The organism is Streptomyces sp. NPDC031121 (genome assembly GCF_055570615.1).
In genome coordinates this window covers 250,761-273,251 of sequence record NZ_JBVIGV010000004.1, presented here as the reverse complement: position 1 = coordinate 273,251, position 22,491 = coordinate 250,761, and the positions used below count along the sequence as shown (strand labels likewise).

The window sequence follows — 22,491 nt, the reverse complement described above, 5'->3', positions numbered from 1 at the left end:
CCTTCACTCTGGGTAGTGGTGAGAACGGCGGATGTCGTGCGGACGGGGGACGGCATATGGATGCGGTACGGCTCATCGCGGCCGGCCGCCGCGCGCTGGCACACAGCGGGGCGGAGATGGACATCGTGTGGGAGGCCTGGCAGGCCCAGGCCCTGGCCCAGGGCGTGGGCAACTGGCTCGCCGTCAGCGGGCCGCGGGAACTGAGATCGGAGGCACAGGGCCTGGGCGAAGCGGGAGGCAGAGGCTGCGGGGTGTTCCACAGAGCGGCCCTGCGCGGGGAGCGCAGGGCACCGGACCAGCCGCCGCGCGCGGTCCAGCTGACGGTGGTGGGCGACGTCCGGGGCTCCCTCCTAGGCCTCCAGGACCTCCTCGGCGAGGTCGGCATGGCCCTGGTGGGGGTGGCCTGCGGCACGGACGACGAGGGCCTGTACTGGCAGTGCATAGAGTCGATCGACGCGGCAGACGAATCGAGCGACCGGGTGCGCGCCCTCCTCCGCCGCCTGACCACCCACCACCACGGCGCAGCCTGAGCCGCCTCCGGGGCGGCTACGGGGTGCGGCCCGGGCCCTGGGTGCCGTCCGTGGAGGACTGGAGTTCGGCGTCCAGCCGGGAGAGGTCGGCGTTCAGGGCCGCCATCAGGTCCTCCATCTGCCGGAGGAGGCCCGTCGGGGGGCCGGCCGGGGCCTGCTCCCCGTGCATGTCGTCCTGTCCGGGCTGTTCGGGTGCGGACTCGTGGGACATGGCGGCCTCCTCGGCCCTGGCCCTTCCGGGGAAGGGAGCGGCGGTCGGGCCGGCGGCGGGCCGCCGGCGCGCGGGCCGGGCGGTCCGGCTCCGACCGGGGAAACGAGCCCCGCCGGCGACTGGTCACTGGCCGCAGCCGGGGCGGCCCCCGGTGGACGGAGACTCACCCCGCGGGGGCCGGGAGGTGCAGGATGGATGGTATGTACCCACCCCGTGTGCCGCCGGAATCGCCGGGTGTCCGCCGCGGCTTCCCCGCCGGGCCGGCGCCGCTGAGGGGGCGGGGGGCGTGACGCGGGCGACCGCGCCGTTCGCCGAGGCGCTCGCCGCGCGCGTGCTCGTGCTCGACGGCGGGCTCAGCAACCAGCTCGCCGGGCAGGGCTGCGACCTGTCCGGGGGCCTGTGGACCGGCCGGGTGCTCGCCGAGCGGCCCGACCAGGTGCAGGCGGCGCACAGGGCGTACGCGCAGGCCGGCGCCCAGGTGTTGATCACCGCCAGTTACCAGGTCGGCCACGAAACCTTCGCCGCCCGCGGCCGCGGCCACGCGGAGACCACCGCGCTGCTGCACCGCAGCGTCGGCCTCGCCGCCCGCGCCGCCGACGCCGCCGGACACGACGTGTGGGTCGCCGCATCCGTCGGCCCCTACGGCGCGGTCCTCGCCGACGGCTCCGAATACCGCGGCCGGTACGGGCTGAGCGCGCGCCGGCTCGCCGCGTTCCACCGGCCCCGCATCGAGGAGCTCCTCGAAGCCGGGCCCGACGTGCTGGCCGTCGAGACCATCCCCGACGCCGACGAGGCCGAAGCCGTGCTCGGGGTGCTCGCCGAGACCGGGGCCCGCGCCTGGCTGTCGTACACCGTCGCCGGAGGCCGGACCCGGGCCGGCGGGCAGCTGGCCGAGGCGTTCGCCCTGGCCGAGGAGTCCCCGCAGGTCGTGGCGGCCGGCGTCAACTGCTGCGACCCCCAGGACGTGCTGCCCGCCCTGGAGGAGGCCGCCTCCGCCACCGGCAAGCCGCTGCTCGCCTACCCCAACGACGGCTCCGCCTGGGACGCCGCCTCCGGCACCTGGGAGTACCCCGCCGCCCCCGCCCCCTGGCCCGTCCCGGCGTGGCGGCGCGCCGGCGCCCGCCTCGTCGGCGGCTGCTGCCGGATCGGCCCCCGCCGCATCGCCGCCCTCGCCGCCGCCATCCGCGACACCCCGCCGGACCCGGCCGCCCCCGGAAAATGAGCGGCGGCCGGGCGGGCCCGGCGGCAAGAATCGGAAGCGTGTTCCTGACGATCTCCACCACCGGCACCCCCGACCGCCCCGCGACCGACCTGGGATTCCTGCTGCACAAGCATCCCGGCAAGGCGCAGGCGTTCACCACCTCCCACGGCACCGCCCACGTCTTCTACCCCGAGGCCGGGGACGAGCGCTGCACGGCGGCCCTGCTGCTGGAGGTGGACCCCGTCGCGCTCGTCCGGCGCGGCCGGGGCAAGGGCCGGAGCGGAGCGCCCGACACCGCACTCGCCCAGTACGTCAACGACCGCCCCTACGCCGCCTCCTCGCTGCTCGCCGTCGCGCTGCGCAGCGTCTTCGGCAGCGCCCTGAACGGCAGGTGCGCCGCCCGCCCCGACCTCGTCGACGAGCCGCGCGTCTTGCGGATCGAGATCCCCGTCCTGCCCGCGCGCGGCGGGCCGCAGCTCGTGCACCGGCTGTTCGGCCCCCTCGGCTGGGACCTCGTGCGGCCCGAGCCGCTCCCGCTCGACGAGCGGTTCCCCGAGTGGGGGGACTCCCGGTACGTGCGGCTCGTCCTGGAGGGCCGGCTGCGCCTCACCGACGCGCTGCGGCAGCTCTACGTCCTGCTGCCCGTCCTCGACGACGCCAAGCACTACTGGGTCGCCCCCGACGAGGTCGACAAGCTGCTGCGCGCCGGCGACGGCTGGCTCGCCGGGCACCCGGAGCACGGCCTGATCGCCTCCCGCTACCTCGCCCGCCACAAGCGGCTGACCCGGGACGCCCTGGAGCGCCTGGAGCTGGCCCGTCTCGCCGAGGCGGACGGCAGCCCGGCCGAGGACCTCGACAACGCCGTCGACGAGGACACCGACACCGCCGACCGCCCGCTGCCGCTCGCCGTGCTGCGCCGCGAGGCCGTCACCGCGGCGCTGCGCGCCGCCGGCGCGGCCCGCGTCCTCGACCTCGGCTGCGGCCAGGGCGCCCTGGTGCAGCAGCTCCTGAAGGACACCTCCTTCACGGAGGTCGTCGGCGTCGACGTGTCCGTACGGGCCCTCGCCGTGGCCGCGAAGCGGCTGCGCCCGGAGCGCATGGGCGAGCTGCAGGCCGGCCGGGTCCGCCTGCTCCAGGGCTCCCTCACGTACACGGACAAGCGGCTCGCCGGCTACGACGCGGCCGTCCTCAGCGAGGTCGTCGAGCACGTCGACCCGCCCCGGCTGCCCGCCCTGGAGTACGCGGTGTTCGGCTCGGCCCGCCCGCGGACCGTCCTCGTCACCACGCCCAACGCCGAGTACAACGTCCGCTGGGAGACCCTGCCCGCCGGGCAGGTCCGGCACCCCGACCACCGCTTCGAGTGGACCCGCGCCGAGTTCCGCGACTGGGCCGGGGCCGTCGCCGGCCGGCACGGCTACGCCGTGGAGTACGTGCCCGTCGGCGACGACGACCCCGAGGTCGGCCCGCCGACGCAGATGGCCGTCTTCACCCTGGTCGACCCCGCCGACCGCCCCGCCATTGCCACCCGCACCGACACTCCGAAGGAGGGAGAGGCCGCATGACCACCGCCACCGCCACCGCCACCGGAGCCACCGCGCACCGTGTGCTCCCCGTCCCCGACCTGTCCCTCGTCGTCCTCGTCGGCGCCACCGGCTCCGGCAAGTCCACCTTCGCCCGCAGGCACTTCAAGCCCACCGAGGTGGTCTCCTCCGACCACTGCCGCGGCCTCGTCAGCGACGACGAGAACGACCAGAGCGCCAGCGGGGACGCCTTCGACGTCCTCCACTACATCGCCGGCAAGCGCCTCGCCGCCGGCCGGCTCACGGTCGTCGACGCCACCAGCGTCCAGCCGGAGGCCCGCCGCTCCCTGGTCCGGCTCGCCCGCGAGCACGACGTCCTGCCCGTGGCCGTGGTCCTCGACATGCCCGAGGAGGTCTGCGTGCGGCGCAACGCGGCCCGCCCCGACCGGGCCGGGCTCCCGCGGCACGTCATCCGGCGCCACCGCAGCGAACTGCGCCGCTCCCTGCGCAACCTGGAACGCGAGGGCTTCCGCAAGGTGCACGTCCTGCGCACCGCCGAGGAGGCCGAGACCGCCGAGGTCGTCCGCGAGAAGCGCTACAACGACCTCACCCACCTCACCGGCCCCTTCGACATCATCGGCGACGTGCACGGCTGCTCCTCCGAGCTCGAAACGCTGCTGGACCGGCTCGGCTACCGCGACGGCGTCCACCCCGAGGGCCGCACGGCAGTCTTCGTCGGCGACCTCGTCGACCGCGGCCCGGACAGCCCCGGCGTGCTGCGCCGCGTCATGGGCATGGTCGCCTCCGGCAGCGCCCTGTGCGTGCCGGGAAACCACGAGAACAAGCTGGGACGCCACCTCAAGGGCTCGAAGGTGCAGCTGACGCACGGCCTCGCCGAGACCGTCGAGCAGCTGGCCGGCGAACCGGAGGAGTTCACCGCCGAGGTCCGCTCCTTCATCGCGGGCCTGGTCAGCCACTACGTCCTGGACGGCGGCCGGCTGGTCGTCTGCCACGCCGGGCTGCCCGAGAAGTACCACGGCCGCACCTCCGGCCGGGTCCGCGCGCACGCCCTGTACGGGGAGACCACCGGCGAGACCGACGAGTTCGGGCTGCCGGTGCGCCACCCCTGGGCGGAGGACTACCGGGGCCGGGCGGCGGTGGTCTACGGCCACACGCCCGTCCCGCAGGCGTCGTGGACCAACAACACCATCTGCCTCGACACGGGCGCCGTGTTCGGCGGGCGGCTGACGGCCCTGCGCTGGCCCGAGCGCGAACTGGTCGACGTCCCTGCCGAGAAGGTCTGGTACGAGCCGGCCAAGCCGCTCGCGGCGCCGCTGCCGGGCGGCCGCGAGGGCCGGCCGCTCGACCTGGCCGACGTGCACGGCCGGCGCGTCGTGGAGACCCGCCACCTGGGGAACGTCTCCGTGCGCGAGGAGAACGCCGCCGCGGCCCTGGAGGTGATGAGCCGCTTCGCCGTCGACCCGCGGCTGGTGCCGTACCTGCCGCCGACGATGGCCCCGGCGGCCGCCTCGCGGGAGGAGGGCTACCTGGAGCACCCGGCGGACGCCTTCGCCCAGTACCGGGCCGACGGCATCGCCCAGGTCGTGTGCGAGGAGAAGCACATGGGCTCCCGCGCCACGGTCCTGCTGTGCCGGGACGCCGAGACCGCCCGCCGGCGCTTCGGCACCGACGGCGCCGCCACCGGCTCGGTGTACACGCGCACCGGCCGGCCCTTCTTCCCGGACCCGGCCGTCACCGAGGCGTTCCTCGGGCGGGTGCGGGACGCCGTCACCGGCGCCGGGCTGTGGGAGGAGCTCGCCGCGCCCGGCGGCTCCTCCGCCGGGGGCGGGGACTGGCTGCTGCTCGACGGCGAGCTGCTGCCCTGGTCGCTGAAGTCGCGCGGCCTGCTGCGCGAGCAGTACGCCGCCGTCGGCGCGGCCTCCCGCGCGGCGTTCCCGGCGGCGATCGCCGCCCTGGAGACCGCCGCGGCCCGCGGCGCGGACACCGGCGTACTGCTGGCCCGGCAGCGGGAGCGGGCCGAGGACGCGGACCGCTTCACGGAGGCCTACCGCCGGTACTGCTGGACCACCGAGGGCCTCGACGGGGTGCGGTTCGCGCCGTTCCAGCTCCTGGCCGCCTCCGGGCGGTCGCTGGCCGCCGTCCCGCACGACGAGCAGCTGTTCTGGCTGGACCGGCTCGCCGCCGCGGACGAGGCGGCCGGCGGCGGCCTGCTGCGCCGCACCGGCCGGATCCTGGTCGATCCCGCCGACGAGGACTCCGTCCGCGCGGGCACCGACTGGTGGCTCGACCTGACGGAGGCCGGCGGCGAGGGGATGGTCGTCAAGCCGCTCCAGGCGTACGCCCGCGACCGGAAGGGGCGGCTCGTGCAGCCCGGGATCAAGGTCCGCGGCCGCGAGTACCTGAGGATCGTCTACGGGCCGGAGTACGCGCGCCCGGAGCAGCTCGACCGGCTGCGCGGCCGGTCCCTGGGCCACAAGCGCTCGCTGGCGCTGCGCGAGTACGCGCTCGGCCTGGAGGCCCTGGACCGGCTGGCGGCGGGGGAGCCGCTGTGGCGGGTGCACGAGGCGGTCTTCGCGGTGCTCGCCCTGGAGTCGGAGCCGGTCGACCCCCGGCTGTGACGGCCGCCCCGCCGGCCCCCTGGCCGGCGCCCGGCCGGCCGGGCTACACCGCCGTGCGCGGGCAACGCGTAAAGGCGCGCGCCCGCGCACGGCCCCGAATTAGGTGGTATGGGGGAACTTTCCCGGCCGATGCCGGGGAAAGCGCCTGCGCGATCGTTCATCCAGGGCAGCGGAGTGTCCGCGAACCAGGAAGGACGGAACGTCACCTATGAAGATGACCGCGCGCGGAAGCATTGCGGCGCTCATGACCTGCATGGCGGCCGCCGGCGCCGCCGGACCGGCGGCCGCCGCCCCGGTTCCGGTCGGTGTGCCGCTGGATGCCGTGAAGACCACGCTGGGCGTGGACACCCCGCGTGTGGGCACCGGAGTCCCGGTCCCGGTCGCCGGCGCGCCGGAGGTCCGCCACCACAAGGGCGACCTGCTGCCCGCCCCGGTGGTGCCTTCCCTGCCCGTCGGCGCGGAGCTCGGCAGCACCCTCGTCAGCACGCCGGTGCCGAACCTGCTCGGCGACCCGGCCGCGGACTCCGAGGGCTCGCTCACCTCCCCGGCGACCGACCTGATCGCCCGCCCCCCGGGCGTGGTCCTCGGCGCGCCGCTGACGATGCCCGACGGAGGCAACTTCGGCATCCCGGACCTGGCCGCCCCGAAGCTCGGCCTGACCACCCCGGAGCTGACCGGGGCCCCCTCGGCGCTCCTCGGCCTCGGCTGAGGCCGCCGAGGGCCCCGGCGCGCGGCCCCGACCGGCGCCTTCGGCCCCGCCGGCCCGGCGGGTCCCGGCCGTCCGCCGGACCTCCTGCGCCAACGCCGCATCAAAGAGCCGTCCGGTCTGCGAACGTGTACGCCATGGGATTCCATGTCGACTCCGAGACCGGACGGCTCCGCCGCGTCATCCTCCACCGGCCCGATCTGGAACTGAAGCGGCTCACGCCGAGCAACAAGGACGCGCTCCTCTTCGACGACGTCCTGTGGGTGCGCAGGGCCCGGCAGGAGCACGACGGCTTCGCCGACGTCCTGCGGGACCGCGGCGTGGAGGTCCACCTGTTCGGGGACCTGCTGCGGGAGGCGGTGGACATCCCCGAGGCCAGGCACCTCGTCCTGGACCGGGTGTTCGACGAGAAGGAGTACGGGCCGCTCGCCACCGACCACCTGCGCGCCGTCTTCGACGGGCTGACTGCGGCGGACCTCGCCGAGGCGCTGGTCGGCGGGATGACGAAGCGGGAGTACCTGGAGCGGTACGCGGAGCCCGTCTCGGTCCGCTTCCACGCGATGGACCTGGACGACTTCCTGCTCGGGCCGCTGCCCAACCACCTCTTCACCCGGGACACCTCCGCCTGGATCTACGACGGGGTCTCCATCAACGCCATGCGCTGGCCGGCGCGGCAGCGCGAGACCGTCCACTTCGAGGCGATCTACCGGCACCACCCGCTGTTCACGGCGTCGGGCGCCTTCCACTACTGGTCGCAGGGGCAGGCCGACTACCCGTCGACGATCGAGGGCGGGGACGTCCTCGTCCTCGGCAACGGGGCCGTGCTGATCGGGATGAGCGAGCGGACCACCCCGCAGGCGGTGGAGATGCTGGCGCGGGGCCTGTTCGCCGCCGGGTCGGCGACGAGCATCGTGGCGCTCGACATGCCCAAGCGGCGGGCGTTCATGCACCTGGACACGGTGATGACGATGGTGGACGGGGACACCTTCACCCAGTACGCGGGCCTCGGCATGCTGCGCTCGTACACCATCGAGCCGGGCGCCGGACCGCAGGAGCTGAAGGTGACCGACCACGCGCCGGAGCACATGCACCGGGCGATCGCGGCGGCCCTCGGCCTGGACGGGATCAGGGTGCTGACGGCCCGGCAGGACGTGCACTCCGCGGAGCGCGAGCAGTGGGACGACGGCTGCAACGTCCTCGCCGTGGAGCCGGGCGTGGTCGTCGCCTACGAGCGGAACGTGACGACCAACACGCATCTGCGCAAGGAGGGCATCGAGGTCATCGAGATCCCCGGCAGCGAGCTGGGGCGGGGCCGGGGCGGGCCGCGCTGCATGAGCTGTCCGGTGGAACGGGACGCCGTCTGAGGGGCGGCGGGGCGGCCGGCGGCGCCGCCTGTCGGGCGCAGGGCTCCTGACGAGGCAGGATGAACCGGGAGGAGGCGGGGGACACCGGGCGGAGGCGGCGACGGGGCACCCGCGGGTCTGTATATGAATACAGGCCATCGTATATACTTCCGGTCTCCCCTGTCCCGCGACCCTGGAGTACCCCCATGGCCATCGACCTCGCCGGCCGCAGTTTCCTGAAGGAGCTCGACTTCACCGCCGCCGAGTTCCGGGGCCTGGTCGAGCTGGCCGCCGAGCTGAAGGCCGCCAAGAAGGCGGGCACCGAGCAGCCCCGCCTCCGGGGCCGCAGCCTCGCCCTCGTCTTCGAGAAGACCTCGACGCGCACCCGCTGCGCGTTCGAGGTCGCCGCCGCCGACCAAGGGGCCCACACCACCTACCTGGACCCGGCGGGCTCCCAGATCGGGCACAAGGAGTCCGTCAAGGACACCGCCCGCGTCCTCGGCCGGATGTTCGACGGGATCCAGTACCGCGGCGACAGCCAGGCGGCCGTCGAGGCGCTCGCCGCCCACGCCGGCGTGCCCGTCTACAACGGGCTCACCGACGACTGGCACCCCACCCAGATGCTCGCCGACGTCCTCACCATGACCGAGCACAGCGCCCTGCCGGTCGAGCGGATCGCCTTCGCCTACCTGGGCGACGCCCGCTTCAACATGGGCAACTCCTACCTCGTCACCGGCGCGCTCCTCGGCATGGACGTGCGCATCGTCGCGCCGAAGGCCTACTGGCCGGCCGCGTCCGTGGTCGACCGGGCCCGCGACCTCGCCGCCGCCAGCGGCGCCCGGATCCTGCTCACCGAGGACGTCGCCGAGGGCGTCGCCCGCGCCGACTTCGTCGCCACCGACGTGTGGGTCTCCATGGGGGAGCCCAAGGAGGTGTGGGACGAGCGGATCGCCGCCCTCGCCCCGTACGCCGTCACCATGGACGTGCTGCGCGCCACCGGAAACCCGGACGTGAAGTTCCTGCACTGCCTGCCCGCCTTCCACGACCTCGGCACTGCCGTGGGCCGCGAGATACACGCCCGCCACGGCCTGGAGTCGCTGGAGGTGACGGACGAGGTCTTCGAGTCCGCGCACTCCGTCGTGTTCGACGAGGCGGAGAACCGGCTCCACACCATCAAGGCCGTGCTCGTCGCGACGCTCGCCGGCGCCGCCTGACCCTGCAAGGGGCGGGACCGGGGCGGGTGCGGACCCGCCCCCACCACCCGTCTATCGCGTTTCCGTGACGGAAGTCAGGATCCGGTGATACCTTCGGGAGTGTGAGCCCCTTCATCGGTTCCACCCCGGCAACCGAACGGTGGCGCCACCTGCGGGTGACCCGGCAGGACGGCGTGGCCACCGTCACCCTCGACCGCCCCGAGAAGCTCAACGCCCTCACCTTCGGCGCGTACGCCGACCTCCGCGACCTGCTCGCCGAGCTGTCCCGCGAGCGGTCCGTCCGCGCGCTCGTCCTCGGCGGCGAGGGCCGCGGCTTCTGCTCCGGCGGCGACGTCGACGAGATCATCGGCGCCACCCTCTCCATGGACACCGCGCAGCTCCTGGACTTCAACCGGATGACCGGCCAGGTGGTGCGCGCCGTCCGCGAATGCCCCTTCCCCGTGATCGCCGCCGTGCACGGGGTCGCCGCGGGCGCCGGCGCCGTCCTCGCCCTCGCGGCCGACTTCCGCATCGCCGACCCCACCGCACGCTTCGCGTTCCTCTTCACCCGCGTCGGCCTCTCCGGCGGCGACATGGGCGCCGCCTACCTGCTGCCCCGCGTCGTCGGCCTCGGCCACGCCACCCGCCTCCTCATGCTCGGCGAGCCCGTCCGCGCCCCCGAGGCCGAGCGCATCGGCCTGCTCAGCGAACTCACCGAGGAGGGCAAGGCCGACGTACGGGCCGCGGAGCTCGCCGCCCACCTCGCCGCCGGCCCCGCCCTGGCCTACGCCCAGACGAAGGCCCTGCTGACCGCCGAACTCGACATGCCGCTCGCCGCGGCCGTCGAACTCGACGCCAACACGCAGGCCCTGCTGATGAACGGCCGGGACTACGCCGAGTTCCACGCCGCCTTCACCGCGAAACGGCCGCCGGAGTGGGAAGGCAGGTAGCACCGTGCCCCTCGGGAACACGCTCGACGTCGCGGTGATCGGCGGGGGACCGGGGGGCCTGTACGCGGCCGCCCTGCTGGCCCGGCAGGGCCACCGGGTGCAGGTGTGGGAGCGCAACGCCCCCGACGACACCTTCGGCTTCGGCGTCGTCCTCTCCGACGAGACCCTCGGCGGCATCGAACGCGCCGACACCGACGTCTACCGGGCCCTCGGCGCCGAGTTCGTCCGCTGGGACGACATCGACATCGTCCACCGCGGCCGCATGCACACCTCGGGCGGCCACGGCTTCGCCGCCCTCGGCCGGCGCCGCCTCCTGCACGTCCTGCACGAGCGCTGCACCGCCCTCGGCGTGACACTCCGCTTCCGCACCCCCGCGCCGCCCGCCGCCGCACTCGCCGCCTCCCACGACCTGGTCGTCGCCGCCGACGGCGTCCACAGCGCGACGAGGCAGGCCGCCGCCGCGCACTTCCGACCCACCGTCACCAGCGGCCGCTGCCGCTACATCTGGCTCGCCGCCGACTTCGCCTTCGACGCCTTCCGCTTCGAGATCGCCGAGACCGAGCACGGCGTCATGCAGCTCCACGCCTACCCGTACGCGCCGGACGCCTCCACCGTCATCGTCGAGATGCGCGAGGAGGTCTGGCGGGCCGCCGGCCTCGACCTGTGCGACGAGGCCGAGTCCGCCGACCGCTGCGCCAAGGTCTTCTCCGAGGCCCTGCGCGGCCGGCCGCTGCACGGCAACCGCTCCGCCTGGACCGGCTTCCGCACCGTCGTCAACGAGCGCTGGTCCCACGGCAGAACCGTCCTCCTCGGCGACGCCGCCCACACCGCGCACTTCTCCATCGGGTCCGGCACCAAACTGGCCGTCGAGGACGCCCTCGCCCTCGCCGAGGCGGTCGCCGCCGAACAGGACGTACCCGCCGCCCTCGCCGCGTACGAGGCCGCCCGCCGCCCCGCCGTCGCCTCCACCCAGCGGGCCGCGGCCGCCAGCATGCGCTGGTTCGAGGAACTCGCCGGATACGTCGACCAGCCCGACCGGCAGTTCGCGTTCAACCTGCTCACCCGCAGCCGCCGCGTCACCCACGGCAACCTGCGGCTGCGCGACGAGCGCTTCACCCGCGCCGTGGAACGCGACTTCGGCTGCCCCGACGACCGCACCCCGCCCATGTTCACCCCGTTCACCCTGCGCGGGCTGACCCTGCGCAACCGCGTCGTCGTCTCCCCGATGGACATGTACTCCGCCGCCGACGGCGACGGCACCCCCGGCGACTTCCACCTCGTCCACCTCGGCGCCCGCGCCCTCGGCGGCGCCGGCCTGGTCATGACCGAGATGGTCTGCGTCTCCGCGCAGGGCCGCATCACCCCCGGCTGCACCGGCCTCTACACCGACGCGCAGGCCGCCGCGTGGCGGCGCATCGCCGACTTCGTCCACACCTCCGCCCCCGGCACCGCCCTCGGCGTCCAGCTCGGCCACTCCGGCCGCAAGGGCTCCACCAAGCTGATGTGGGAGGGCATGGACGACCCTCTGCCCGAGGGGAACTGGCCGGTCGTCGCCGCCTCCCCGCTGCCCTACCGGCCCGGCGTCTCGCCCGTCCCCCGGGCCCTGGACCGCAGGGACCTCGCCGGGATCCGCGACGACTTCGCGGCGGCCGCCGCCCGCGCCGCCGGCTGCGGCTTCGACCTCCTCGAACTGCACTGCGCCCACGGCTACCTGCTGTCCGGGTTCCTCTCGCCGCTCGCCAACCACCGCGAGGACGCCTACGGGGGCCCGCTGGAGAACCGGCTCCGCTTCCCCCTGGAGGTCTTCGACGCCGTCCGGGAGGCCTGGCCCGACGACCGGCCCATGACCGTCAGGCTCTCCGCCACCGACTGGGCGCCCGGCGGCACCACCGCCGAGGACGCCGTCCGCATCGCCGCCGCCTTCGCCGAGCACGGCGCCGACGCCGTCGACGTCTCCACCGGGCAGGTCGTCCCCGACGAGGCTCCCGAGTTCGGGCGCTCGTACCAGACCCCGTACGCCGACCGGATCCGCAACGCGCTCGGGGTCCCCGTCATCGCCGTCGGCGCCATCTCCTCCTGGGACGACGTCAACTCGCTGCTCCTGGCCGGGCGCGCCGACCTCTGCGCCGTCGGACGCCCCCACCTGTACGACCCGCACTGGACCCTCCACGCGGCCGCCGACCAGGAGTACGCGGGACCGGCCGCCCCCTGGCCGGCCCCCTACCGCGCCGGCAGCCGCAAACCGCCCACCGGGAAGGGCTGAGCGGGCAGGGGAGCCGCTCAGCGCGGCACCACCACCGCGCGGTCCTCCACCGGCAGGAAGCCGAGCCGCAGGTAGACACCCGTGCTCGTCGGGTTCGCCGTGTCCGCGAACAGCAGCACCTCCCGGGCGCCCGCCGCCCGGGCCGCGCCGACCGCCGCGTGCGTGGCGCCCGCCGCGTACCCGCGCCGGCGGTGCACGGGCGGCGTGTACACCGGGCCGATCCGGGAGGTCCCGCCGGCAGGCGGGCTGAACGCGGCGAGGCCCGCCGGACGGCCCGCGGCGTCCTCCCACAGCAGCACCCCGCCCCCGGCCACCCGGTCCCGTACGGCGCCCTCGCCCGGTGCCGGGTCGCCGACCTCCGCCGCGAAGGAGGCGAACCACTCCCGTACGAGCGGCAGGTCCGCCTCCGCGGCCGCCCGGGCCCGCCCCGCGGGCGCCGGATCCGGCGCCGCGAGCCGCCCCAGCCGGTACAGCCGCAGCACCTCCGGCTCGCCGACCGGCCGGCCCCAGGCCTTTGCGAGCCGCTCGCCGTCCGCGTGCCGGGCGTTGAACCCGCCGATCCCGCCCAGCACCGGCTCCCGCCGCAGGGCCTCGCCCAGCGCGGCCACCGCCTCGCCGGGAACCCTGCCGAGGACCAGCGGGTACGGCGGCGTGCACAGGAAGCCGCCCGCGACGGTACCGTCCGCGCCGGTCCACCAGCCGAACACCGGGTCCCGGTCCGAGAAGGCGTGCGGGCCGCCGCGCAGCAGGGCGCCCTCCACGGTCAGCAGCAGCGTGTTCGAGACGGGGTCGGCGGCGACGGCCGCCCCGGCCGCGGCCCGGTAGGCCGCCAGGTCATGCGTGAAGGTCCAGGTCATGGCCCATGATGGCGCCCGCCCGCGCCGCCCCGCACCCGGAATTCCGCCCGCCGGCCGCCTGCCGGACTACCCCTGCACGAACCGGGCGCCCGTGTCCCGCAGGCGGGCGTGGAGCTCCGCGAAGACCGCGGCGGCCCGGTCGCCAGGCCAGTCCGACGGCAGCAGGTCCTGCGGCAGCCCCGGGTCGGCGTACGGCAGGCGCCGCCAGCCGTCCAGGGCCCGCAGGTAGTCGGCGTAGGCCTGCTCCGGCGTCGGCGAGCCGCCCTGCTGGAGGGCCCGCAGCACCGGCTCGTGCCGGTCGAGGAAGTCCTCGTGCGCCTTGGCCAGCGCGGTCAGGTCCCACCAGCGGGCCACCGCCTCCGCGGTCGGCGCGAAGCCCAGGTGCGTGCCGCGGAACAGCTCGACGTACGCCGTCAGGTGCAGCCGGTCCAGGGTGTGCCCCGTCTCCTCGTACAGGTGCGCGGGGGCGATCCACACGCCGGGGGCCACCGAGCCGAAGCCCAGCCGCGCCAGCCGGGAGCGCAGCAGGTGCCGCTTGTGCCGCTCCTGCTCCGGCACGGAGAACACGGCCACCAGCCACTCGCCCGTGCCCCGGACGGCCCGGTCGCCGTAGATGCGCCGGTCGCCGTCGTCGAGGAGCTGCCGCGCCTCGTCGGAGAGCTCGTAGCCGGCGGAGCCGTCCGCGGCCCGCGCGGGCAGCAGGAAGCCGCGCCGCTTGAGCCGGGACACCGAGGACCGCACCGACGGGGCGTCCACCTCCGCGGCGCCCAGCAGGCGGACCAGCGCCGACACGGGCACGGGCCCCTCGAAGGCCCGCCCGTAGGCGCCGTAGAAGGTGACGATCAGGGATCGCGGAGTGTGCTGCTCGGCCACGGGTTCACTTTAGGTCGCGCAGCCGGAACCGCTGAAGTTTGCCCGTCGGGGTCCGTGGCAGCTCGGGCAGGAAGACGAACACGCGGGGGCACTTGTGCGGGGCCAGTTCGGCCCGCATGAACTCCCGCAGCGCCTCCTCCGTCAGGACCGCGCCCGGACGGGGGACGGCGTACGCCACGACGATCTGGCCGCGCCGCTCGTCCGCGCGTCCCACGACGGCCGCCTCGGCGACGTCCGGGTGGCGCAGCAGCGCCTCCTCCACCTCCGGGCCGGCGATGTTGTACCCGGCGGAGACGATCATGTCGTCGGCGCGGGCGACGTACCGGAAGTAGCCCTCCGCATCCCGGACGTACGTGTCGCCGGTGAGGTTCCAGCCGTCCCGTACGTACTCCTCCTGCCGCGGGTCGGCCAGGTAGCGGCAGCCGACCGGGCCCCGCACGGCGAGCAGCCCCGGCTCGCCGTCCCCGACCGGCCGGCCGGAGCGGTCCACCACGCGGGCCTGCCAGCCGGGCACGACGCGGCCGGTGGTGCCGGGGCGGATGTCGTCGTCCGCGGCGGAGATGAAGATGTGCAGCAGCTCCGTCGCCCCGATCCCGTTGATGATCCGCAGCCCGGTCCGCTCGTACCAGGCCTGCCAGGTCGCGGCGGGCAGGTTCTCGCCCGCCGAGACGCAGCGGCGCAGCGCGGACAGGTCGTACGCCCCGCATTCGAGCGCGTCCAGCATCGCCCGGTAGGCGGTGGGCGCCGTGAACAGTACGGAGACCCGGTGCTCGGCCAGGGCCGGCAGCAGGACGCGCGGCCCGGCCTGCTCCGGCAGCAGGGCGCTGGCGCCGGCGCGCAGCGGGAAGACGACCAGGCCGCCGAGGCCGAAGGTGAAGCCGAGCGGGGGACTGCCCGCGAAGACGTCGTCGGGCCGGGGCCGCAGCACGTGCCGGGAGAAGGTGTCGGCGATGGCCAGCACGTCGCGGTGGAAGTGCATGCAGCCCTTGGGCCGGCCCGTGGTGCCGGAGGTGAAGGCGATCAGCGCCACGTCGTCCGCGGAGGTCGCGACCGCCGGGAACGGCTCCGTGTGCTGCTCGACGAGGCGGAGCAAGTCCTTCTGGCCGGTTCCGCCGTACGGGGTGATGCGCAGCCCGGGGACGTCCGCGCGGGCGAGGTCCTCCAGCACCGACTCGTGGCACAGGGCGTGCCCCACCCGGGCCATCGCGCACACCGTCGCGAGTTCGTGCGCCCGCTGCTGCGCCAGGACGGTGACGGCGACCGCCCCGGCCTTCACCACCGCGAGCCAGCAGGCGGCGAGCCAGGGGCCGGTCGGGCCGCGCAGCAGCACCCGGTTGCCGGGCACGACCCCGAGGTCGGCGGTCAGGACGCGGGCGATGCGGTCCACCCGGTCGCGCAGCTCCCCGTACGACCAGGTCTCGCCGCTGCCGCTGCGGAAGGCGGGGCGGTCCGGCCCGAACCGGGCGATGGTGGCGTCGAGCAGCTCCGACGCGCAGTTGAGGCGGTCGGGGTAGGCCAGTTCGGGCAGTTCGAAGAGGAGGTCCGGCCACGCGTGCGGCGGCGGCAGGTGGTCGCGCGCGAAGGTGTCGGCGTGGGCGGAAGGCTTGAGCTCCAAGGCGGGTTCGCCCCCTTGCGACGGCTGCGGTCCCCGGTCGGGGCCGAAACGGGTGGAGCCGGCCGTGCGGTTGCCCCACGAGCGTATCGTGATGGTGACGGCAGTCAACAGGACGCGATAGAAGCGGGGATGTTCGGATGACCGGATTCGCGCTCGGAGCGGAACAGGAGCAGTGGTGCGGGCAGCTGCGCGAGCTGTCGGCCACGAGGCTGCGGCCGCTGGCGGACAAGGGGGAGCCGGGCCGGGTCAACCGCCCGCTGCTCGCGGAGCTCGGCGCGCTGGGCCTGCTGGACCGGCTCTTCGGCTCGGGCGCGCTGGAGCTGTGCCTGCTGCGGGAGTCCCTCGCGTACGGGTGCACCGAGGCGGAGACGGCGCTGGCCCTCCAGGGGCTCGGCGCGCACCCGGTGCTCAGTGCGGGCACGGACGCGCAGCGGGAGCGCTGGCTGCCGCAGGTGCGGGCCGGCCGGGCGGTGGCGGCCTTCGCGCTGAGCGAGCCCGGCGCCGGCTCGGACGCGGCGGCCCTGGCGCTCTCGGCGGAGCCCGACCCCGGCTCCGGGCCCGGGCAGGCTGGCGGCTGGCGGCTCAGCGGCGAGAAGTGCTGGATCTCCAACGCCCCGGAGGCCGACTTCTACACCGTCTTCGCCCGCACCGGCGAAGGCCCCGGGGCGAAGGGCGTCACCGCCTTCCTCGTCCCCGCCGACCGGCCGGGGCTGTCCGGGGAGCCGCTGGAGATGCTCTCCCCGCACCCCATCGGCAGACTGGTCTTCGACGGGGTCCCCGTCGGCCCCGAGGATCTGCTGGGCCGGCCCGGTCGCGGCTTCGCCGTGGCGATGGCCACGCTGAACCTGTTCCGGCCCAGCGTGGGCGCGTTCGCGGTGGGCATGGCCCGCGCCGCCCTCGACGCGACGCTGGCGCACACCGCGAACCGCCCCGCGTTCGGCGGGGTGCTCGGCGACCTCCAGGCGGTCGGGCACCGCGTCGCGGAGATGGCCACCCGGACCGAGGCGGCCCGGCTGCTGGTGTACGCCGCCGCGGGCGCGTACGACGCGGGGGACGCGGACGTCCCGCGCCGCTCGGCGATGGCCAAGCTGCTGGCGACGGAGACGGCGCAGTACGTGGTGGACCACGCCGTGCAGCTGCACGGGGCCGCCGCGCTGCGGCGGGGGCACCTGCTGGAGCACCTGTACCGGGAGGTCAGGGCCCCGCGCATCTACGAGGGCGCGAGCGAGGTCCAGCGCACGATCATCGCGCGGGAGCTGTACCGGTGAGCCCGGAGCGGATCAACCCGGCGGGGCTGTCGCCGGCGACGGGCTTCTCCCACGCCGTGGCGGCGAGCGGCTCCCGACTGGTGTTCCTCGCGGGGCAGACCGCGCTGGACGCGGCGGGCAAGGTGGTCGGGGTGACGCTGCCGGAGCAGTTCGAGCGGGCGCTGTCCGGGCTGCTGACGGCCCTGGCGGCGGCGGGCGGCGCGCCGGCGGACCTGGTGCGGGTGACGGTGTACGCGGTGGACGTGGCGGACTACCGGGCGCACGCGCCCGAACTGGGCCGCATCTGGCGGCGGCTGGCGGGCCGCGAGTACCCGGCGATGGCGGTCGTGGGCGTCGTCCGGCTCTGGGACGAGGAGGCCCTGGTCGAACTGGACGGTATCGCCGTCCTCGACGGCCCGCCCGAAGTGATTTCGCAGCCCGGTAATCCCAGTTGGGAAGCGGCTTGCGGGGGGTCGCGGGGTACGGGGCCGGCAAGCGGCCTTTGACAGGGAGCGGGAGAGGGGGGAGTGTGGAAATGCCCCTTATGGGATCAATTGTCAAGACGCTCGGAGGTGCATGATCATGCGCCGTGGGATCATTGCGGCAGCCGTGGCGGGCGCCGCAGGCGTCGCTCTCGGCCTGACGCCGGTGAGCGGAGCCTTTGCCGCGCAGACCTCGCTGACCCCGGAGACCCGGCAGGACTGGCGGTGTTCGGACGACCGGCGCGGAAGCCACGACTGGCGTGACTGCTGCGAGCACTGGAACCGGTGGGACGACCGGCCCGACTGGTGCTGGGACAACGTCCACCACAGCAACCGCGACTATGGCGACCGGCACGACTACCGCGACTACAACGACCACGACTGGAACGGCTACGGCGGCAACGGCCACAACGGCTACGGCGGCAACGGCCACGACGGCGGCTACGGCGGCAACGGCGGCTACGGCGGCAACGGCCACGACGGCGGAGGCCGCGGCGGCGACGGCGGCAACGGCGGCGGTGGCAACGGCGGTGGCAACGGCGGCGGCGGTGGCAACGGTGGCCACGGCGGCGGCGGCGGTGGCGGCGGTGGCGGCGGTGGCGGCAGGTAACTCCGCACACCGGAACTGAACCGCCTGTTCATTCCGCATCCCGAACACGCCGGACGCAACCGGCAGGTGACGGTCCGCGCATCCCGCGCGGGCCGTCACCGCTGTCCGCCCCGCCCGCACCGTCCCCCTCGGTGCGGCCGGGGCGGCGGGCTCAGCCCTCCAGCAGGCCGCCCATCCACTCCTCGATGCCGGCCACCGTGCGCGGCAGGGCCCCCGACATCAGCCGGGCCCCCGTCGCGGTGACGACCAGGTCGTCCTCGATGCGCACCCCGATGCCGCGCAGCTCCGGCGGCAGCGTCTCGTCGTCCGGCTGGAGGTAGAGGCCCGGCTCGACCGTCAGCACCTGCCCCTCCTCCAGCACCCCGTCCAGGTACGCCTCGGCGCGCGCCTTCGCGCAGTCGTGGACGTCCAGCCCCAGCATGTGGCCGCTGCTGCACAGCGTGTACCGGCGGTGCAGGTCGCCCTCGGCGTCCTTCAGCACGCCCCAGTCCGCCAGGCCCTCGGCGATCACCCGCATCCCGGCCCGGTGGAAGTCCCGGAAGCTCGCCCCCGGCCGCAGCGCGGCGATGCCCGCCTCCTGCGCGGCGAGCACCAGCTCGTACACCTGCTTCTGCACGGGGGAGAAGCGCCCCGACAGCGGCAGGGTGCGCGTGATGTCGGCCGTGTAGAGGGTGTCGGTCTCCACGCCGGCGTCGAGGAGCAGCAGGTCGCCCGGGTCGAGCCGCCCGTCGTTGCGGATCCAGTGCAGCACGCACGCGTGCGCGCCGGACGCGGCGATGGTGTCGTAGCCGGTGCCGTTGCCCTCCGCCCGGGCGCGCAGGCCGAAGACCCCCTCGATCCACCGCTCGCCCCGCGGGTGCGCGAGCGCGCGCGGCAGTGCCCGTACGACGTCCTCGAACCCGGCGGCCGTGTGGTCGACGGCGAGCTGGAGCTGCCCGACCTCCCAGGCGTCCTTGACCAGGCGCAGCTCGGACAGGGCCGTGGCCAGCTCGGCGTCGGTGGCGGCGCTGCGGCCGGCCGGGTCGCCCAGCGCCTCCAGGTGCGCGCAGCGCAGCCCGGTCAGCCGCTCCGCCTCCGCGAGGTCGGGGCGGCGGCCGACCCAGAACTCCCCGTACCGGCGGTCCCGGTAGAACTCCTCGCTGCCGCCCGTGCGCGGGGAGCGGGGGCGCAGGTACAGCACGGCCTCGTGGCCGTGGGGGCCGGAGGGCTCCATGACGAGCACGTGGCCGACCTGGTCCTCCCCGGTGAGGCCGGTCAGCCAGGCGTACGCGCTGTGCGGGCGGAAGCGGAAGTCGCAGTCGTTGGAGCGGACCTTCAGCTCGCCCGCCGGGACGATCAGCCGCTCGCCGGGGAAGAGTGCCGACAGGCGGGCGCGGCGGGCCGGGGTGACGGCGTACGCGGCGACGCGCTCGGAGTCGGGCAGCGGTGACGGGGCCCAGTTGCCGGCCATGTACCGGGACAACTCGGCGGATACCGGCAGATCGTGACTCCCGGTGTTGAGGCGGGAGAGGGGTTCGGTCACGGGGGCTCCCTGGGAAAGGCGTGAACTGGTGTGCGCACAGGTCTTGTCAGTGCAATTTCACATTACTATGTTACAGCTCACACCGCGGCGCGTTAATCCCCGTCAAACGCCGTGTGGCGCAGGGCAGTTCACGCACGACCGCTCGTCCGGCACACCCCACGCAGCATCCCCGCGCCGTGTCCACCATGTCCCCCACCTCCCCTTCCAGGAGTCCTTGGTGTCCCAGCACAAAATGGTGCGTTCCTCGCTCCTCGCCACCGCGGTCGCGGTCACGCTCCTCGCCACGGCGGGCCAGGCCGTGACCCAGGCCGCCGATACCGCGGTCCCCGCCCAGGCGCCCGGCACGGCCGCCGCCCCCGCCGCCCCCGCCGCCGGCGGGGCGCGCGGCGGGAACCCGTTCGACGAGGTCGACCGCCTCGCCTCGCCGAAGGAGGCGGCCCCCGCGTCCGCCGTCGCCCCGGGTGCGGGCCGCACCCCGGGCGGCCAGGCCGTCCGCTCCGCCGCGGACGCGGCCGCGGCCCAGGTCGCCCAGGGCCGCATCCCCGGCGCCCCGACCGCCGCCGCTCCGGCCTCCGAGCGCGCCGAGAAGAGCCGCAAGGCCGCCGCGGCGGCCACCCCGACGGGCCGCACCCTCGCCGCGGGCGTCCCCTGCACCCTCGACGGCGTCACGGGCCTGTCGCCGGAGCAGTTCGCCGACTTCCTCGCCGACGAGGCCGTCACGGCCGACGGCTGCCTGCGCAGCATCATCTGGAACTGGGACGCCCGCCTTGTCCCGGTCATGTCCGACGCCCACGTGCAGGCCGTCTCCCGGCGCATATCCACCCTGGCCGCGGCACACGACGGCAAGAACTCCTCCCATCTGGAGGAGATGTTCACCTACCTGCACGCCGTCGCCTACCACGACTACTCGCGCTCCGAGATCGACGTCACCGACGCGCCGACCGTCGAGGCCATGCGCCGCGCCATCGCCGACTTCGGCGCCGCCGCCCGCACCTTCGACACCACCGCCTCCAACGCCCGCACCCTGCGCGAGGCCCTCTACGCCGGCAGCGCGCCCGGCCTGCGCCACCACCAGATCGGCCTGATCAAGAAGGTCCTGGCCACCATGGACCCGGCCCACCCGGCCACCCACCACGACGCGAACTGGGCGGGCGCCGCCCTGGCCGCGCTGTCGGTGAACTACCTGGGCGTCTACCCGGGCAACCAGGACGCCGCCTTCCACGCGGCGGCGGCCGCCGACCCGGGCTACCGCGACCTGTTCAAGGCGTTCGCCGGCTACGGCCACCTCAAGGGCACCGCCAACGCCTGGGTGGCGCGCGACGCCCTCGGCGAGTACGGCCGCTTCGGCCAGATCCCGTCCCTGAAGGACCGGGTCGTCGCCGACCTCGGCGCGCTCCTGCCGGCGGCCCGCGCCACCTTCGGCGACGGCAGCGAGCAGTGGGCGAAGGTCGTCTCCTGGCTCAACTTCTACGAGGCCTGCAAGCCGTACGGGGTCTGCAAGGAGGACATCGAGAAGCAGCTCTTCCCCAACACCTTCACCTACGACAACGGCGCCATCAAGGTCCGCACCGCCCTCGACCGGGCCACCGTCGACCAGCTCTACTACGCGAGCAAGCAGGTCAAGGCGCAGTACCACCGGGTGATCGGCACCGACCAGCCGCTCGCCGACGACCCGAACAGCACCCTCAACATCGTGCTGTACGCCTCGCGCGCCGACTACGTGAACTACCACCCGATCCTGACCGGGTACGACACGAACAACGGCGGCATCTACATCGAGAACGGCGCCACCTTCTACACCTACCAGCGCCGCGTCCCGCAGGACTCCACCCTGACACTGGAAGAGCTCTTCCGCCACGAGTACGTGCACTACCTCAACGGCCGCTTCGCCGTCCACGGCTTCTTCGGCCAGGGCCCCTGGTACGAGGGCGACCGCACCACCGCCATGGACGAGGGCACGGCCGAGTTCTTCGACGGGGCCACCCGCTCCGACGGCATCGCGGTGCGCAAGTCGCTCGTCAAGAGCATCATCAGTGACACCGCGGGCGGCGGCCCCCGCATGAGCGTCGGGCAGATCCTCAACGCCACGTACGACGGCGACGGCTTCCGCTTCTACAGCTACGCCGGCACGTTCTTCGAGTTCCTGTGGACCGAGAGGCCGTCCCTGCTGCGCGAGATGTACACCCACCTGCGCAACAACGACGTGGCGAAGTACGACGCCTGGCGCCACCGCCTCGGCTCGGACAGCTACCTCCAGCGCGACTACGACCGCTTCCTGGACGCGCAGATCGCCAAGGTGGACCAGCTGTTCGTGCCCAACACCACCTACACGCCGAACGAGCAGCTGCGCGACTCCGCGCTCGCCTCGGTGAAGTCCTCGTTCGCGGCGGCCACCTACAACACGCCGGACTGCGTGGAGAACGGCGACCCCGGCAAGCGGCGGTTCACCTGTACGGGCCGGATCTCCGCGAACCTGAAGAACTGGCGCAGTGACGACCAGAACTTCAAGGACATGTCCGAGACGGTCGACTACTTCATCCTCGACCGGGCCGGCGCGGCGTCCAACAACCTGGCCGACATGAACTGCTCCTTCGGCCCGGTGGAGATCTGGGACAACCGCACGGCCGGCACCTCGGCCTACAGCTGCGAGGGCCCGCTGCGCAGCTGACCCCGTGCCGCCGGCGGCCGGCCCTGCTCTCCGGGCGACCCCCGGAGCGGGGGGAGGGCCG

17 protein-coding genes and 1 pseudogene are annotated in these 22,491 nt (G+C 74.8%); 13 read left to right on the top strand and 5 right to left on the bottom strand.

Translation table 11 applies throughout. The features are described 5' to 3' along the window. Positions 1 to 56 precede the first annotated feature (56 nt). Positions 57 to 530 (top strand): DUF6099 family protein, encoded by a 474-nt coding sequence (locus ACZ462_RS09225; RefSeq protein ID WP_467804475.1) that lies wholly within the window; start codon positions 57 to 59, stop codon positions 528 to 530. A gap of 16 nt (positions 531 to 546) precedes the next feature. Here the strand turns inward: ACZ462_RS09225 and ACZ462_RS09220 are convergent, their stop codons facing one another. After that, complete coding sequence (locus ACZ462_RS09220) at positions 547 to 741, bottom strand: hypothetical protein (RefSeq protein WP_467804474.1); 195 nt, start codon at positions 739 to 741, stop codon at positions 547 to 549. A gap of 286 nt (positions 742 to 1,027) precedes the next feature. Here ACZ462_RS09220 and mmuM point away from each other — a divergent pair, with 286 nt between their 5' ends. The 8 genes from mmuM (at position 1,028) to ACZ462_RS09180 (ending at position 12,556) form a co-directional block, all read left to right on the top strand. Then, positions 1,028 to 1,963, top strand: a complete 936-nt coding sequence (gene mmuM / locus ACZ462_RS09215; RefSeq protein ID WP_467804473.1) for a homocysteine S-methyltransferase — start codon at positions 1,028 to 1,030, stop codon at positions 1,961 to 1,963. A gap of 38 nt (positions 1,964 to 2,001) precedes the next feature. Further along, positions 2,002 to 3,504, top strand: coding sequence for a 3' terminal RNA ribose 2'-O-methyltransferase Hen1 (locus ACZ462_RS09210; protein ID WP_467804472.1), 1,503 nt, complete (start codon positions 2,002 to 2,004; stop codon positions 3,502 to 3,504). Beyond that, positions 3,501 to 6,101: a polynucleotide kinase-phosphatase gene (locus ACZ462_RS09205; protein ID WP_467804471.1), complete on the top strand. Its 2,601-nt coding sequence runs from the start codon at positions 3,501 to 3,503 to the stop codon at positions 6,099 to 6,101. The genes ACZ462_RS09210 and ACZ462_RS09205 overlap by 4 nt, the downstream gene beginning before the upstream one ends. Before the next feature lie 208 nt (positions 6,102 to 6,309). After that, positions 6,310 to 6,810, top strand: a complete 501-nt coding sequence (locus ACZ462_RS09200; protein ID WP_467804470.1) for a hypothetical protein — start codon at positions 6,310 to 6,312, stop codon at positions 6,808 to 6,810. A 134-nt stretch (positions 6,811 to 6,944) separates the two neighbouring features. Continuing rightward, positions 6,945 to 8,171 (top strand): arginine deiminase, encoded by a 1,227-nt coding sequence (locus tag ACZ462_RS09195; RefSeq protein ID WP_467804468.1) that lies wholly within the window; start codon positions 6,945 to 6,947, stop codon positions 8,169 to 8,171. A 185-nt stretch (positions 8,172 to 8,356) separates the two neighbouring features. Continuing rightward, positions 8,357 to 9,364 (top strand): ornithine carbamoyltransferase, encoded by a 1,008-nt coding sequence (gene argF, locus ACZ462_RS09190; protein WP_467804467.1) that lies wholly within the window; start codon positions 8,357 to 8,359, stop codon positions 9,362 to 9,364. 101 nt (positions 9,365 to 9,465) lie between these two features. Then, complete coding sequence (locus ACZ462_RS09185; protein ID WP_114054665.1) at positions 9,466 to 10,293, top strand: enoyl-CoA hydratase family protein; 828 nt, start codon at positions 9,466 to 9,468, stop codon at positions 10,291 to 10,293. Between the two features lie 4 nt (positions 10,294 to 10,297). Next, complete coding sequence (locus ACZ462_RS09180; protein WP_467804465.1) at positions 10,298 to 12,556, top strand: bifunctional salicylyl-CoA 5-hydroxylase/oxidoreductase; 2,259 nt, start codon at positions 10,298 to 10,300, stop codon at positions 12,554 to 12,556. A gap of 17 nt (positions 12,557 to 12,573) precedes the next feature. On the opposite strand, the gene ACZ462_RS09175 is transcribed toward ACZ462_RS09180, so the two are convergent. The 3 genes from ACZ462_RS09175 to ACZ462_RS09165 all read right to left on the bottom strand — a co-directional run bounded on the left by ACZ462_RS09175 (position 12,574) and on the right by ACZ462_RS09165 (position 15,901). Next, a complete protein-coding gene (locus ACZ462_RS09175) occupies positions 12,574 to 13,413 on the bottom strand; it encodes a GNAT family N-acetyltransferase (protein ID WP_467804463.1) in 840 nt (279 codons plus the stop codon). Between the two features lie 66 nt (positions 13,414 to 13,479). Further along, complete coding sequence (locus ACZ462_RS09170) at positions 13,480 to 14,286, bottom strand: PaaX family transcriptional regulator (protein ID WP_467804462.1); 807 nt, start codon at positions 14,284 to 14,286, stop codon at positions 13,480 to 13,482. 4 nt (positions 14,287 to 14,290) lie between these two features. After that, the gene (locus ACZ462_RS09165; RefSeq protein ID WP_467804460.1) at positions 14,291 to 15,901 is read right to left on the bottom strand and encodes an AMP-binding protein; all 1,611 of its coding nucleotides are present in this window, start codon (positions 15,899 to 15,901) and stop codon (positions 14,291 to 14,293) included. A 137-nt stretch (positions 15,902 to 16,038) separates the two neighbouring features. On the opposite strand from ACZ462_RS09165, the gene ACZ462_RS09160 reads away from it, so the two are divergent. From ACZ462_RS09160 to ACZ462_RS09150, 3 genes and pseudogenes are all read left to right on the top strand, one after another. Further along, positions 16,039 to 17,169, top strand: coding sequence for an acyl-CoA dehydrogenase family protein (locus ACZ462_RS09160; RefSeq protein ID WP_467804459.1), 1,131 nt, complete (start codon positions 16,039 to 16,041; stop codon positions 17,167 to 17,169). Further along, positions 17,166 to 17,558 (top strand): annotated as a pseudogene (locus tag ACZ462_RS09155) (RidA family protein); the annotation flags it as partial. The gene ACZ462_RS09160 and the pseudogene ACZ462_RS09155, both read left to right, overlap by 4 nt. Before the next feature lie 166 nt (positions 17,559 to 17,724). After that, complete coding sequence (locus ACZ462_RS09150; RefSeq protein WP_467804457.1) at positions 17,725 to 18,240, top strand: hypothetical protein; 516 nt, start codon at positions 17,725 to 17,727, stop codon at positions 18,238 to 18,240. A 151-nt stretch (positions 18,241 to 18,391) separates the two neighbouring features. Here ACZ462_RS09150 and ACZ462_RS09145 read toward each other — a convergent pair whose 3' ends face one another. Next, a complete protein-coding gene (locus ACZ462_RS09145) occupies positions 18,392 to 19,762 on the bottom strand; it encodes an aminopeptidase P family protein (RefSeq protein ID WP_467804456.1) in 1,371 nt (456 codons plus the stop codon). Between the two features lie 217 nt (positions 19,763 to 19,979). Here ACZ462_RS09145 and ACZ462_RS09140 point away from each other — a divergent pair, with 217 nt between their 5' ends. After that, the gene (locus ACZ462_RS09140) at positions 19,980 to 22,430 is read left to right on the top strand and encodes a collagenase (RefSeq protein WP_467804455.1); all 2,451 of its coding nucleotides are present in this window, start codon (positions 19,980 to 19,982) and stop codon (positions 22,428 to 22,430) included. Positions 22,431 to 22,491: the final 61 nt, after the last annotated feature.